This is a genomic window from Kitasatospora sp. NPDC054795 (assembly GCF_053611565.1).
Genome location: NZ_JBSHAP010000196.1, coordinates 1 through 12,612, shown reverse-complemented (window position 1 = coordinate 12,612; position 12,612 = coordinate 1). Strand labels below are relative to the sequence as shown.

Below are 12,612 nucleotides of genomic sequence, written 5' to 3'. Positions count from 1 at the left end.
CCGCAGGTGCGGGGAGGCCGCCGCCGTCGTGCGCCGCCCCCCGGGGCGGAGTTCCCCGGTCGGGCGATCAGACCCGGTCGGCCGCGATCAGCACGTACTGGAAGGAGCCGTCCTTGTAGGACTCGATGAACGCCTCCTCGATGCCGGTCACCAGCGAGGTGGTGTTGCGCAGCTCCCAGTAGGGCAGGGTGTCCGGGGTCAGGTCGATGACGGCCTGCGGCACCAGACGGTTGTCGGCCATCGCCCGCAGGTACTCGCGGCGGGAGTGGATGTTGCACTCGAAGTGGGCGTTGATCTGCGAGACCCACTTCGACGGCTGGCCGTAGCGCGGGTTCCAGCAGCCCGTGATGGTCACGTACCGGCCGCCGACGCTCAGCACCCGGGAGTGCTCGGCGAACAGGTCGTGCAGGTCGACGTACATGCTGGACTCGTTGTTCCAGGAGCCCGCGACCGTGCCGGTCTCGACGGGCATGTTCAGCATGTTGGCGACCCGGGAGCGGACGAAGTCGCCGATGCCCAGCTCGGCGGCGCGCCTGTTGCCGAACTCGGCCTGCTGGGCGGAGAGGGTCAGGCCCTCGACCCGGCAGCCGAAGCGCTGGTGGGCCATCACCATCGAACCGCCGCGGCCGCAGCCGGCGTCGACCAGGGTGTGGTCAGCGCGGATGTCGCCGAGGTGGTCGAGCAGCACGTCGGCCTGGGCGGACTCCAGGCGGTGCAGCTCGGCGATCACCTTCTTCTCGCGCTCACTGTCGGCCGGGTCGCCGATCGCGGCCCGGTCGATCTCCCCGATCCCGTAGTGGTGGTGGTAGAGGCCGTCGACGTCACCCAGGCGAAGGTTGACCGGACGGGCCTCGTGGTCCCAGTAGCGTGCGATGTCGCCCTGGTACGGGGTCGCCGGGCCGGGGATGGTGTTGCCGGGGGTGGTGATGTCGTCGGTCACGGACATGGGTCAACTCCTAGTGGATGGTCAAGGGGTCTTTCATCAAAGAGGATTCGCTGCCGTGCGAGGTGGCGCCGCCGGAAGGGCCGGTGTCACCAGAAGTCGGGCAGCGTGTAGCGGTAGGTGTTGGTCTGGTGCCAGTAGTGGTTGCCGTCCACCCACGCGGCCACACCGCGCAGGAACCGTGGGACGGCCGGTACCGGGCAGGACAGGGCCAGGGCCGCCGCCTCGGCCTCGAAGGCCAGCATCAGTTCGTTGTGGACCTCGACCGCCTTCAGGTAACCCTCCTTGCGGGAGACGCCCTCGCGCTCGGAGACCACCACCGGCAGGTTCAGGTGCAGTCCGGGGCTGGCCAGCTCCTTCATGTACGAGTAGAGGTCGTTGACGATGGTGGTGGCGTTGGAGGCCAGCGCGATCACCCGCTGCATCGCGGGCAGCGCGTGCAGCTCGGCGGGCAGCTCGTAGCCGCCGACGGTGTCCGTGATCGTCGGACAGGGGCGGAAGTTGTTGAACTGGCGCATGGCCAGGTACTCCCACACCTCCGGCACGTGGTCCGCCTGGTCCCAGGCGGCCTCGGCCAGGTACCCGAGGTGCAGCCGCGCCATGTCGTGCCGGAACCGGTCCGACTGGGAGGGCGTGGCGGCCCGGGTGAAGTACTCCATCGCCGAGCGGTAGGCGCGCCGGGGCGCGTCCGACGACAGCGAGGCCTCCCAGTCCGGGTGGTACTCCGTCGTGGTGTGCAGCGGGTCCAGCGCGGTGTGCGCGAGCAGCAGACGGCTGCCCAGGCCGATCGGCGACCCGCCGAGGTCCTCGCAGTAGCAGTCGTCCACCGCGTTCTCGGCCACCATCAGGCGGGCCGCGAGCATCAGGTGGTCGACGCTCGGCGCGTCCGGGTGGCAGGCCACCATGTAGCGCCCGGTGGAGAAGCCGTCGAAGTCCTTCTCCCAGTCCGGCGGGTACAGCTCCACCTCCTCCATCGCCCAGACCTTGATCTCCGCACTGAGCGCCTCCACCCGCACCGGGTCGGGCTCGGCGATCGGGTGGTGGTACAGGCCGGGGATGGGGTCGCCGGCCTTGGGCTTTCCGCCGCTCGGCACCTCGGCGGCCGGGCTCGCGGCCGCCGCGATCGCAGCGGGCAGGACGTGGACGGGCGGCAGCCGGAACCCGGGGGTCGCCGCCGTGACCTCGGTCGCGGCTTCCGGGACCTCGGGCACCGGGACCTCGGAGGCGGGGGCCTCGGGCACCGGGACCTCGGGGGCCTCGACCCCGGGCACCGACGCCTGCGGCCGGAACTGCAGCCCGGAGGTGCCCAGCCCGCTGGGCCCGCGCAGGATCCGGTCGATCGCCGGGGTGCTCATGGGCCCACCACCGGGGCGGTCACGGGCCCGCATGGTGTCTCCGGTCTGGCACGCAGGGGCATGGAGCCTCCTCTGGGAAGGGGTCGCGCACATATGACGGATCGTCATTCCGTCAGCCTCGAACGGGAACCCGGGCTTCCGCCCCTGTCCCGCTCGGTTCACCACCGTAGGCGCGAAGGCGCGTTCCGCATCGCAACGGACGATCTTCCTCACCCGATAGGGTGAACGTTCGGGCTGGCGACGTTTGAGCGGGCCACAGTCGTGCATTGATCACACCGGTCCCGGGGCGCGCCGGCCGCGAACCCTCCCGCCCGAGCCGCCCGCCCCTCGCGTCAACCTGCTGACGCCCACGCGTGTCCCGGGGCGCCCGATCGCGTTGTTCCGGTCGTGGCGGGGGCTGTTCGAATGCGAAAAGGCCGGAGGGAACGCGCGGTGGCAGCGCTTCCGATGCCCTCGCCCCGGCGAACCCGGTGGAGCGCGGGCCGGAACGGTCGGTCACCTCCCGGCCCGGTGCACGGCCCCACCGGTAAGGGGGACCAGAATGGCCTGGGCGCCGTGAGGACGGAGCCAGGAAGGAAGACCAGCGCATGGAGAGCCAGGCCCGCAGCCGCACCGCACTCGTCGAGGAGCTCATGGAGCGCTATCCCGACGTGCCCCGGGAGGCGGTGATCAAAGAGGACCTGCTGCGCGGCGGCATGGCCTTCGACGAGTCGGCGCTCAGCGGCAGCGCCGGCGCCGACGGGGGCGGCGAGGTCAAGCCGAAGTCGTACTTCATCTTCTCCTTCGACCACCGCACCCTGCCCGAGCTGGGCGCCGCCGCGCTCAACCGGCCGCCGGAGGAGATCGTGCTGACCGGCGGGCCGTACGGGCTGCGCCGCACGGTGGTGTCGGTGCGGGTGAACCCGGACTCGCCCTACCGGGTCGGCGCCGGCGAGGACGGCACCCTCGGCCTCTACCTGGACGGCGCGCGGATCGCCGATGTCGGCCTGCCGCCGATGCCGGACTACTACCGGCACACGCTGGCCAACGGGAAGTCGGTGATGGAGGTCGCCCCGACCATCCAGTGGGGCTACCTGATCTACCTCACGGTGTTCCGGGTCTGCCAGTACTTCGGCGCCAAGGAGGAGTGCCAGTACTGCGACATCAACCACAACTGGCGCCAGCACAAGGCCGCCGGGCGCCCGTACACCGGGGTCAAGCCGGTCGAGGAGGTGCTGGAGGCGCTGGCGCTGATCGACGAGCACGACACCGCCCGCGCCTCCCAGGCGTACACCCTCACCGGCGGGGCGATCACCTCGCGCGTCGGCGGCCGGGACGAGGCCGACTTCTACGGGCAGTACGCCAAGGCCATCGAGGAGCGCTTCCCCGGCCGCTGGATCGGCAAGGTGGTGGCCCAGGCGCTGCCGCGCGAGGACGTCCAGCGCTTCCACGACTACGGCGTGCGGATCTACCACCCCAACTTCGAGGTGTGGGACAAGCGGCTGTTCGAGCTGTACTGCCCGGGCAAGGAGCGCTACGTCGGCCGGGACGAGTGGCACCGCCGGATCCTCGACTCCACCGAGGTGTTCGGCCCGGAGAACGTGATCCCCAACTTCGTCGCGGGCGTGGAGATGGCCGAGCCCTTCGGCTTCACCACGGTGGACGAGGCGATCGCCTCCACCGAGGAGGGCCTGCGCTTCTTCATGTCCCACGGCGTGGTGCCGCGCTTCACCACCTGGTGCCCCGAGCCCACCACCCCGCTCGGCAAGGCCAACCCGCAGGGCGCGCCGCTGGAGTACCACATCCGGCTGCTGCAGACCTACCGGGCGACCCTGGACGAGTTCGGCCTCTCCTCCCCGCCCGGCTACGGCCCGGCGGGCCCGGGCAAGGCGGTCTTCTCGGTGAGCTCCTTCATGGACTCGCTGCAGGGCTGAGCACGGCCCGCCCCAGGCGCCGCCGACCGTCGTCCGGGCGGCGGCGCCCCGCCCGTCAGCTCCCGTTCAGCGGGCGGACGGTGAGGATCTGCTCGGCCCGGCCCAGCGGGCCGTGGACGTCGTGCAGCACGGTGCTGGTGACGCCGTGCCCGGCCGGGCCGAAGCTGACGCTGGTGTCCAGGCCGGTCCAGGGGCCCTCGGGGCGGCGGTGGAAGTGGATCGTCAGGTCGGTGTTGGGGAACATCCACTCGGTGGGGTTCTGCCGCACCGCGATGCCGTTGGCGGTGTCCACCAGCTTGACGAAGGAGGCGTGCGGGCCGCTGGGCTCCCCCGCGACCAGCTCCACCGGGGTGGAGATCCAGGCGGCGGCTCGGCCCGGGGCGGTCTCCCGGCGGCGGACGTCGATCGAGGCGATGTAGCCGCCGCCCCACACCCCGGCCATCGTCCAGGGCTCGAACTCCTCGGGCCCGGGCAGCGACTCGTCGTGGGTGCCGGCGACGGCGGTGGTGTCCAGCTCGGCGAGGAACCAGGCGCGGGCCCGGACCACGGCCCGCCCGCCGGTCACCACGGTGGCCTCGACCAGCTCGATGGTGCGCCCGGGGCGGACGGTCTCCACCGTGATCTCGAACTCGTCGAGGGCGATCAGGCCGAGTATGTCGTAGCTGATCCGGGCCAGTGCCAGGCCGTCGGCGGGGCGCCCGGCCCGCTGGTCGGCCCGCCGCTGGTCGGCCCGGTGGCGGTCGATGGCGTGCACGATCAGGCCGCCGAGCGGGCTGAAGTGCTGCTCGTCGGGGTGCCAGGCACCCTGCGCCTGCACGGTGGGCTTGTAGCTGTTCTCGCCGGTGCGCTGGTAGTAGCTGTCGGGCGCGGCGGTGGGGGTGGTCACGTGCGCTTCTCCTCGGGCCGGATCGCTGGCTGCCGGGCGGGCGCCGCCGTGGTACGACGGCGCCCGACCTCGGCGTTCAGGATCGTAAGGGGCCGAACCGCCGGTGGGGCGTCACGGGTGACGCATCCCACACCCCCGGAGGACCCGGAGTGTCAGTGCGCGGCGAGCGGGTAGTGGTCGGAGAGGTCGGTGTAGGTGTAGCTCTTGCCCCAACTGCTCACCGTCCAGGGCGCGCTGTGCACCCGGACCACCTGGTTGGTGTACTCCTGCGGGCGGGCGTGGTCGGCCCGGTAGAGGACGTAGTCGAGGTCCTCCTTGGGCTCGCCCGGGTAGCGGTAGGCGGCGACGGAGTTGTCGGCGGTGTCGAAGGAGTACGGCCAGCCGGTGCGGGCGGAGGCCGGGGCGAGGTTGCCGTTGGTCAGCAGCGCCTGGTACTCGGAGCCGTGCGAGTCGATGTTGAGGTCGCCCGCGACCAGGATCGGTTCGTCGGCCGGGATCCGCTTGGCATCCAGGAAGGAGCGCATCGCGGTGAGCTGCTTGGCCCGGATGTCCGCCGCCTGGCCGCTCGCGCAGCCCGAGTCGGTGGACTGGAGGTGGGTGCCGACCACGTGGGTCCGGCGGCCGTTGACGTCCAGCACCGCGTAGACGAAGCCCTTGTTGGAGAACCAGTCCGAGCCGCAGGCGTCCTTGTAGACGTACTGCTCCTTGCGCAGGATCGGCCACTTGCTGAGCAGGGTGACGCCGCCGTCCTCGGGGGTGGTGGAGCTGTAGCTGCCGGAGGTGGCGTCCCAGCCGCTGGTGGAGCGGCCGACCACCGGCGTGTGGTACGGGTAGGCGGCCGAGGCCTTGGCGGTCAGCGCGTCGGAGGCCGAGTTGTCGAAGGCCTCCTCCAGCACGACCACGTCGTGGCCCTGGAAGAAGTCCGCCGAGGCGATGGCCTGCGCCCGGTACTGCTGGCCCCAGTTGGGGTAGAGCGAGGTGCTCATCAGGAACGTGTTGTAGGTCAGCACGTCGAGCGGGGGTGCGGTCGCGGGGGCGGTCTCGGCCGAGGCCGGGACGGCGCCGAGCACGGCGAGGACGGTGGCGGCGGCGCCGGCGGCGAGGGCGCGGCGGACGGACGACAGGGGCATCGGGCCTCCGTGAGGGCGTTGTCGTGGACCCGTCGGGTCGAGGGATGTTGTTCATCCAACTTGGCCGTCGGCACGGACCGCAAGACATCGGGCGAGCATTCGGTGAACTCGTCGGTAACACCGTCGGCGAGGGGCCGACGGGCGGTCACCGCCCCACCCTCCGTACCGCGCCTCCGTACCGCCCCTCCGTATCGCGCGTCAGGAGCCGCGGTCAGACTGTCCTCGGCGCGACGAAGGAACGAACGGGGGAAGACATGGCCGGCAGGAAGAAACGGAAGAGGCCGCTCGCCGAGGGGGTGGCCCCGCCCCCGAAGCGGGTCCGCAGGCGCCCGGAGCCGCAGCTGTCGGCACGGGCGGTCCGCCGGACGGCGTGGCTGGTCGGGGCACTCACCCCGGTGCTGATGGTCGGCCTGGCGGCACTGGGCAGCAACCCGGACTACCAGCTGCCCTGCGGCATCCTGGCGTTCCTGGTGCTCTCGGCGGGCGTCGTCGCGCTCGGCTTCGTCCGTCCCCGCGGCTGGATCATCTGGCCGGCCGTCCTGCTCGGCGTGCTGCTGCTGGTCCTGCCGACGGCGAGCATCCGCGCCCAGATCATGGCGCAGCGCGGCGTGGAGACCGCGGTGGTGGTCACCGCGGCCCACAGCGCGAAGGACAAGAACGGCGAGGTGAGCTGGACCTGCGCCATCCGTCGCGCCGACGGGCGGCCGCTGCCGCACGCCGAGGTCGGCGGCTACGGCTGCACGGGCACGCGCGACATCGGAGACACCGAGAACGTGCTGGTCGACCCTGCGGGCTGGGCGCCGCCGGTCCCGCTCGACGAGGACCTCGAATTCCGCCGCGGCGGCGTCCACGTCACCGCGGTGCTGGCCGTCCTGTGGGGCCTGCTCACCCTGGTCGCGGCGCGCCGCACCCTGCGGGAGCCGGGCGCCGCGGCCGGTCAGCGGGGCGGCAGGTAGCGCACCAGGACGTCGGAGCCGGTGCCGTTCGGGGCGCCGAACAGCAGGGTGGTGCCGAACGCGTCCACGGCCGGCGCGAAGGACGGGCCGACGGCCTCGGCGACCCGCTCGACCAGACCGGTCCGCAGGTCCCGCCGGAAGAGGTCCGGGGCGCCGTTGGTGTCGCCGGGCACCAGGCCGGCGTCGTCCGAGACGAAATGGACCCAGCGGTCGTCCGCCGTCATGACGGCCGGCTGGGTTCCGGCGGGAGCCACCTCCGTCACCGCGCCCGTGTGCAGGTCCCGGGCGTAGAGCGCGACGCGGGTGCCGCCCTGGTCCGGCTGGTACACCCGGAACAGCGCGTACCGGCCGTCGGGGCTCAGCCGGCTCTGCCGCACGGCGTCGCGCAGGGTGCCGCTCGGGTCGATGCTCGCGCCCTCGATCCGGCCGGTGCGGGCGTCGTAGACGTAGAGCGGGAACAGTTGCCGGGTGGGCGGTGGCTTCCGGGCGGACTGCGCGGATTGCGCGGCCGGGGCGGCCGGGGCGGCCGGCAGCAGGTTGGCCGCCTTCGACCGGAACGCGACGGTCCGGCCGTCGGCGCTGAGCGAGGGCTCCACCGAGCCGCCGTCGGCGGGGGCGCCGCCCTGCCCGGCCGTGACCAGGCGGGTGCTGCCGGTCCAGCGGTCCGTCAGGTAGACGTTGGCGGTGCCCGCCTGTGCCCCGGGGGCGAGGTCGGCGCGGTCCGAGGAGTAGGCGACGTACCGGCCGTCGGCGCTGATCGCGGGACTGACGGAGTTTCCGGCGCCGGTGCCGGCGGTGACCAGCTCGGTCCGGCCGGTGAGGCGGTCGCGGACGTAGACGTCGGTGCGCCCGCTGCCGTTCCCGGGCACGGCGTTGACGGCGTCACTGCTGAAGGCGACGTACCGGCCGTCGCCGCTGATCGCCGCCTGGACGGTGGAGCCGTCCAGCTGGGCACCGCCGTCGGCGAGGCTGACCCGCTCGGTGTGCCGCGTCCACAGGTCGCGGACGAAGACGTCGTAGAGGCGGTTGGTGTCGCCGGGCACCAGGTTGGAGGCCAGCGAGGTGAACAGCGCGTAGCGGCCGTCGGCGCTCAGCCCCAGCGGCTCGGACCAGTCGTCGGCGGGCGTGCCGTCGGGGCTCACGTTCACCCGCACCGTGTCGCCGCCCGCGGGGCGCTCGGCCGCGGACGCGGATGTGGACGTGGCGGACGTGGAGGCGGGCCGCGCGTGGGCCGCCGGTGCCGCGCTCCCCGCCAGCAGCGCGGCCGCCAGGACGCAGACCACCCGGAGCGTCGTCGTCTTCATGGGCTCCCCTCCCCTTGGATTCCTCGTCGATTCCCCCCGCGTTCCCCCTCCCCCGGGGCGAGCCAACCCTCCGGTCGTGGCCACGGTCAACCAGGCCGCCCCGGAACGGGCACGATTTCGCCAACTCCCCTCCACATCAGGCGCGTTCCCACTCCCTCTTGCCGATTCGGCAAAAACCCCTTGGCCGCGCGCGGCCGCCGGTGCGAGGGTCCGGGAATGACCGCTGACGAACCCTTTGCCCTGCCGATGCCCCTGCCCGGCGGCCTGCTCCTGCGCGAGTCCCGGCCGGAGGACCTGGAGCAGCTCGGCGCGCTGCTCGCCGAGCGCGGCGTCCCGGAGGACGCACTCGACCACCGCCTGGTGGTCGAGGACCCGGACGCCGGCTGGTCGGCCAGCGCGGTGGTGGTCGACGGCGACCGGGTCGTCTCCACGGCCACCCTGCTGGACGAGGAGCTGCGCCTCGGCGGCGTCCGACTGCCCGCCGGGCAGGTCGAACTGGTCGCCACCGACGAGGAGTACGAGGGCCGCGGCCTGGTCCGGGCCCTGATGCGGTGGGCGCACGCACGCTCCGCCGCCCGCGGGCACGTGGTCCAGGTGATGATCGGAATCCCGTACTTCTACCGGCTGTTCGGCTACGAGTACGCCATCGACATCCCGGTCTCACGGCCGCTGCGCTCCACCCCGCCCGCCGAGGGCGGCGCGCCCGCGCTGCGCACCGCCCGGGCCACCGACCTGCCCGCCCTGGCCGCACTCCAGGAGCAGGCGCAGCACGGCTTCGACCTCGCGATGGGCCACGCCCCCGCCCGCTGGCGCTGGCTGCTGGCGCACGACGCGAGCACACTGCGGGTGGTCGAACGCGCGGGCGAGGTGGTGGCCGTGGGCCGCACCACCCCGGTGAACGACGGCGAGTTCCACCTCGCCGAGGCGGCCGCCGCGGACGAGCGGGCGGCACGCGAACTGCTGGCCGGTGTGGCGGCGCTGGCGCCCGAGGCGCGGCTCCACGTGGTGGACCGGCCGGGCACCCTGCCGGCCACCGTCTGGCACGATCTGCTGGACCGCACGCCGCGCCCCGAGGCGGAGCAGTACTACGTCCGCATCCCCGATCCGGCCGTGCTGCTCGACCGGCTGCGCCCCCTTCTCCACCGGCGCCTCACCGCCGCCGGCCTGGACCGCGCCGACGGCGAACTGCTGCTCTCCACCTACCGCGCCCACTACCGCGTCCCGGTCGGCGCGCAGGGGCCGGGCGAGGTGGTCACGGGCGGCACGATGCAGCACCTCGGCGCGTCCGGCGGCGTGGGCGTGGCCCCGGACGCGCTGGCGGCGCTGATCTTCGGGCCGTACGGGATCGAGGGGTTGAGCCGCATCCGGCCGGACGTGTACGGGCGCGGGGACGAGGAGCTGCACCGGGCGCTGTTCCCGCCGCTGACTGCCGACCTGCTGACGTACTACCTGCCCTGACGTCCCGCCCGCCGTCGGTTCCGTCACCCTCGCGTCCCCCGGTTCCCGTGGCTTGCGCCGAACGCGCCGCGCCGATCACAGGACCGGGCCTGTGGTGCGGAGCAGGCGGTGGCAGGTGGCTCCCGGCACACGCCACGGGACCGCTCACTCCTCCACGGGCAGGCACTCGGCGAGCAGGCCGACGATGTCGCGCCAGGCCCGCCGGGCGTGCTCCGGGTGGTGGGCGACGCCGGGGAGCACGGTGTGACCGACCGTCGGGTGGTGGAACGCGTGCTGGGCACCGCCGTAGACCACGAGACGCCAGTCGACGCCCGCCGCCTGCATCTCGGCGGTGAAGGCCTCCCTCCGCTCGGCGGGCATGATCGGGTCCTCCGAGCCGACCCCGGCCCACACCGGGCACCGGATCCGGGCCGCCTCGCCCGGGCGGCCGGTGGTGAACCCGTTGACCGTCCCGATCGCCCGCAGGTCGACGCCGGCGCGCCCGAGTTCCACCGCGATGGCGCCCCCGGTGCCGTAGCCGATGGCGGCGATCCGGTCCGGGTCGGTCCGCGGTTCGGCGCGCAGCACGTCGAGGGCCGCGCGACCGATGTCCCGCATCCGGTCGGAGTCGGCGAGCATCGGCATCACCCGCGCCAGCATCTCCTGCGGGTCACTGATCCAGCGCCCGCCGTGGAGGTCGAAGACCAGGGCCACGTAGCCCAGTTCGGCGAGGGCGTCGGCCCGGCGGCGCTGGAAGTCGTTCAGGCCCGGTCCCTCGGGCCCGATCAGGACCGCGGGCCGGGGCCCGGCGCCGGCCGGGAGCGCGAGGTGCCCGATCATCGTCATTCCGTCGGCCGGGTACTCGACCGTGCGTGTGGTGACCGTTGTCATGGGACCGGACAGTAGCGGGGTCCGCGCCCCGGCCGGGCCGGACTTCGCCCTCGGCAGAGCGGGCGGCCCGCTGACGGCGGCCGCTGCACTGGAGGCCTTGCGCCGTGACCTGGGCGGCGGTTGGACGGTCGAGGACCTGTCGGGCCCGGCGCGCTGACGCCCGGTCCGCCCCGGAGTGCCGCGGACCGGGGCCGGGAGCGGGGACCATCGGGGCCTGGTCAGGACGGCTCTTCAGGCCTGGTTTACGACTTTTGGTCATGGTTTTGGCCGAAGTGGTTAAAGACCCGGCCAAAAATGCGGATGCCCCCTTGCCGATAATGTGATCACATGTGCAGGCGCTGTGACGTTGCGCGTCGCAGGGGAGGGAACGGTCCGCTTTGCCGAGCGGACCCGATCAACAGGAGTCGTACCATCAACACCGCCATCCGCAAGGCCGCCCGTGGGGCGATGCCCGTCGCCGTCACCGCCTCCGTGCTCGCCACCGGCCTCACCGCCTGCGGCACCGTCGAGCAGCTGTCCGCCGCGCAGAAGGTCTCGAAGGCCTTCGACAAGGTCCGTGACGGCAAGTCGGCCGGGTTCACCCTCTCCATCGACGCCACCCCCGAGCAGGTCGCCGCGTTCGCCAACTCCGGCGAGCACAAGGGCAACGGGCTCATCGGCTCCGCCCGGGGCCGCAAGGAGGACATGGACGAGAAGACCGCCAAGGCGATCTCCGGCCTCTCCGTCACGGTCGCGGTCTCCGCCGACAAGCCGCTCAAGGACATCGAGGCCTTCAAGAACGCCGGCCAGGCGGGCAAGAACACCGACCTGACGCTCGACAAGTCGGTGCGCGTCTCCTACCTGCTCGCCGACCGCAGCGGCACCGCGCTGCTGGAGTACCGCCAGGTCGACGCCACGGCGTACCTGCACGCCGACGCCAAGGGCCTGATGAAGCTGGTCGGCGAGGACCCGTCCACGGTGGACGAGCTCCGCAAGGACCTGCCGGAGGAGATGAAGCCGGTCGGGGACGTGCTGGCCGGCAAGTGGGTGTCCTTCGACCTCCAGTCGCTCGCCGACCAGGCGAAGGAGGCCGACGCCAAGAAGGCCGCGCCGAGCGCCGCCCCCAGCCTCGACCCGGAGCTCGGCAACCAGCTCCTCAACTCGATCAAGGACGTGCTCGGCCGCACCGTCACGTACGAGGACAAGGGCAAGAAGGACGGCACCGAGCACCTCTGGGTGAGCGCCCCGGCCCGCCAGCTGGTGGACGAGATGTACAAGGCCGTCAAGCCGCTGTCCGCCAAGTTCCCCAAGCAGCTGGGCGACTTCCCGGACAAGGCCCCGAGCGACGTGCCGGACCGCCGGATCGGCGTCGACCTCTACCTGAAGAACGGCGCCTTCTCCTCCGCCACCTTCGACCTCGCCCAGCTGGCCGACAAGGTCGAGCCGGGCGTCAACTTCCCGGTGAAGCTCGCCTTCAGCCAGGCGGCCCCGAACGTCCAGGCCCCGGCCGACGCGGTCAAGGTGACCAACGACCAGCTGCTGGACGCGGTGCTCGGCCTGACCGCCGGGGACGACGGCGAGGAGGGCCTCGACCCCGAGGACCTCAAGGACCTCGGCGACCTCCCGCCCGCCCCGCCGCTGACCGACGCCCAGCTCAAGGAGCTCGCCGGGCTCGGCGTCCCGGAGGCCGAGGCGCGCGACCTCAACGAGGCGGGCCTGAGCTTCGGGAGCATCAAGCAGCTCGCCCAGGCCACCCCGCCCAAGGCCTGACCTCCTCCCGTGACCGGCCGACCGCGCACCAGCGGTCGGCCGGTCCAG

The 12,612-nt window shown here is 72.9% G+C and carries 11 protein-coding genes; 5 read left to right on the top strand and 6 right to left on the bottom strand.

The window, feature by feature from the left end:
• Window positions 1–67: 67 nt before the first annotated feature.
• Window positions 68–946: a geranyl diphosphate 2-C-methyltransferase gene (locus ACWGJO_RS39035; RefSeq protein WP_452190380.1), complete on the bottom strand. Its 879-nt coding sequence runs from the start codon at window positions 944–946 to the stop codon at window positions 68–70.
• Window positions 947–1,032: 86 nt separating this feature from the next.
• Window positions 1,033–2,298, bottom strand: a complete 1,266-nt coding sequence (locus tag ACWGJO_RS39030) for a family 2 encapsulin nanocompartment cargo protein terpene cyclase (RefSeq protein WP_452190378.1) — start codon at window positions 2,296–2,298, stop codon at window positions 1,033–1,035.
• A gap of 587 nt (window positions 2,299–2,885) precedes the next feature.
• On the opposite strand from ACWGJO_RS39030, the gene ACWGJO_RS39025 reads away from it, so the two are divergent.
• Window positions 2,886–4,211: a radical SAM protein gene (locus tag ACWGJO_RS39025; protein ID WP_359915267.1), complete on the top strand. Its 1,326-nt coding sequence runs from the start codon at window positions 2,886–2,888 to the stop codon at window positions 4,209–4,211.
• Window positions 4,212–4,266: 55 nt separating this feature from the next.
• On the opposite strand, the gene ACWGJO_RS39020 is transcribed toward ACWGJO_RS39025, so the two are convergent.
• Window positions 4,267–5,097, bottom strand: coding sequence for a thioesterase family protein (locus tag ACWGJO_RS39020; protein WP_452190376.1), 831 nt, complete (start codon window positions 5,095–5,097; stop codon window positions 4,267–4,269).
• A 152-nt stretch (window positions 5,098–5,249) separates the two neighbouring features.
• A complete protein-coding gene (sph, locus tag ACWGJO_RS39015) occupies window positions 5,250–6,227 on the bottom strand; it encodes a sphingomyelin phosphodiesterase (protein ID WP_452190375.1) in 978 nt (325 codons plus the stop codon).
• A 254-nt stretch (window positions 6,228–6,481) separates the two neighbouring features.
• Here sph and ACWGJO_RS39010 point away from each other — a divergent pair, with 254 nt between their 5' ends.
• Window positions 6,482–7,183 (top strand): hypothetical protein, encoded by a 702-nt coding sequence (locus ACWGJO_RS39010; RefSeq protein WP_452190374.1) that lies wholly within the window; start codon window positions 6,482–6,484, stop codon window positions 7,181–7,183.
• On the opposite strand, the gene ACWGJO_RS39005 is transcribed toward ACWGJO_RS39010, so the two are convergent.
• A complete protein-coding gene (locus ACWGJO_RS39005) occupies window positions 7,165–8,487 on the bottom strand; it encodes a TolB family protein (protein WP_452190372.1) in 1,323 nt (440 codons plus the stop codon). The two genes, ACWGJO_RS39010 and ACWGJO_RS39005, sit on opposite strands and share 19 nt — an antisense overlap.
• Window positions 8,488–8,703: 216 nt before the next feature.
• Here ACWGJO_RS39005 and ACWGJO_RS39000 point away from each other — a divergent pair, with 216 nt between their 5' ends.
• Complete coding sequence (locus ACWGJO_RS39000) at window positions 8,704–9,945, top strand: GNAT family N-acetyltransferase (protein WP_452190370.1); 1,242 nt, start codon at window positions 8,704–8,706, stop codon at window positions 9,943–9,945.
• 144 nt (window positions 9,946–10,089) lie between these two features.
• Here the strand turns inward: ACWGJO_RS39000 and ACWGJO_RS38995 are convergent, their stop codons facing one another.
• Window positions 10,090–10,815 (bottom strand): dienelactone hydrolase family protein, encoded by a 726-nt coding sequence (locus tag ACWGJO_RS38995; protein ID WP_452190369.1) that lies wholly within the window; start codon window positions 10,813–10,815, stop codon window positions 10,090–10,092.
• Between ACWGJO_RS38995 and ACWGJO_RS38990 the strand changes: the two genes are divergently transcribed.
• Both ACWGJO_RS38990 and ACWGJO_RS38985 read left to right on the top strand, forming a co-directional pair.
• Window positions 10,814–10,972 carry a hypothetical protein gene (locus tag ACWGJO_RS38990; protein ID WP_452190368.1) on the top strand — a complete coding sequence of 53 codons (159 nt, stop codon included), beginning with the start codon at window positions 10,814–10,816 and terminating at the stop codon, window positions 10,970–10,972. The two genes, ACWGJO_RS38995 and ACWGJO_RS38990, sit on opposite strands and share 2 nt — an antisense overlap.
• A 290-nt stretch (window positions 10,973–11,262) precedes the next feature.
• Window positions 11,263–12,564, top strand: coding sequence for a hypothetical protein (locus tag ACWGJO_RS38985; RefSeq protein WP_452190367.1), 1,302 nt, complete (start codon window positions 11,263–11,265; stop codon window positions 12,562–12,564).
• Window positions 12,565–12,612 lie beyond the last annotated feature (48 nt).

What these genes read in the sequence shown, in the direction of transcription:
- ACWGJO_RS39035 (WP_452190380.1), bottom strand. Translation starts at nt 946, where the DNA reads ATGTCCGTGACCGACGACATCACCACCCCCGGCAACACCATCCCCGGC.
- ACWGJO_RS39030 (WP_452190378.1), bottom strand. Translation starts at nt 2,298, where the DNA reads ATGAGCACCCCGGCGATCGACCGGATCCTGCGCGGGCCCAGCGGGCTG.
- ACWGJO_RS39025 (WP_359915267.1), top strand. Translation starts at nt 2,886, where the DNA reads ATGGAGAGCCAGGCCCGCAGCCGCACCGCACTCGTCGAGGAGCTCATG.
- sph (WP_452190375.1), bottom strand. Translation starts at nt 6,227, where the DNA reads ATGCCCCTGTCGTCCGTCCGCCGCGCCCTCGCCGCCGGCGCCGCCGCC.
- ACWGJO_RS39010 (WP_452190374.1), top strand. Translation starts at nt 6,482, where the DNA reads ATGGCCGGCAGGAAGAAACGGAAGAGGCCGCTCGCCGAGGGGGTGGCC.
- ACWGJO_RS39005 (WP_452190372.1), bottom strand. Translation starts at nt 8,487, where the DNA reads ATGAAGACGACGACGCTCCGGGTGGTCTGCGTCCTGGCGGCCGCGCTG.
- ACWGJO_RS39000 (WP_452190370.1), top strand. Translation starts at nt 8,704, where the DNA reads ATGACCGCTGACGAACCCTTTGCCCTGCCGATGCCCCTGCCCGGCGGC.
- ACWGJO_RS38990 (WP_452190368.1), top strand. Translation starts at nt 10,814, where the DNA reads ATGGGACCGGACAGTAGCGGGGTCCGCGCCCCGGCCGGGCCGGACTTC.
- ACWGJO_RS38995 (WP_452190369.1), bottom strand. Translation starts at nt 10,815, where the DNA reads ATGACAACGGTCACCACACGCACGGTCGAGTACCCGGCCGACGGAATG.
- ACWGJO_RS38985 (WP_452190367.1), top strand. Translation starts at nt 11,263, where the DNA reads ATGCCCGTCGCCGTCACCGCCTCCGTGCTCGCCACCGGCCTCACCGCC.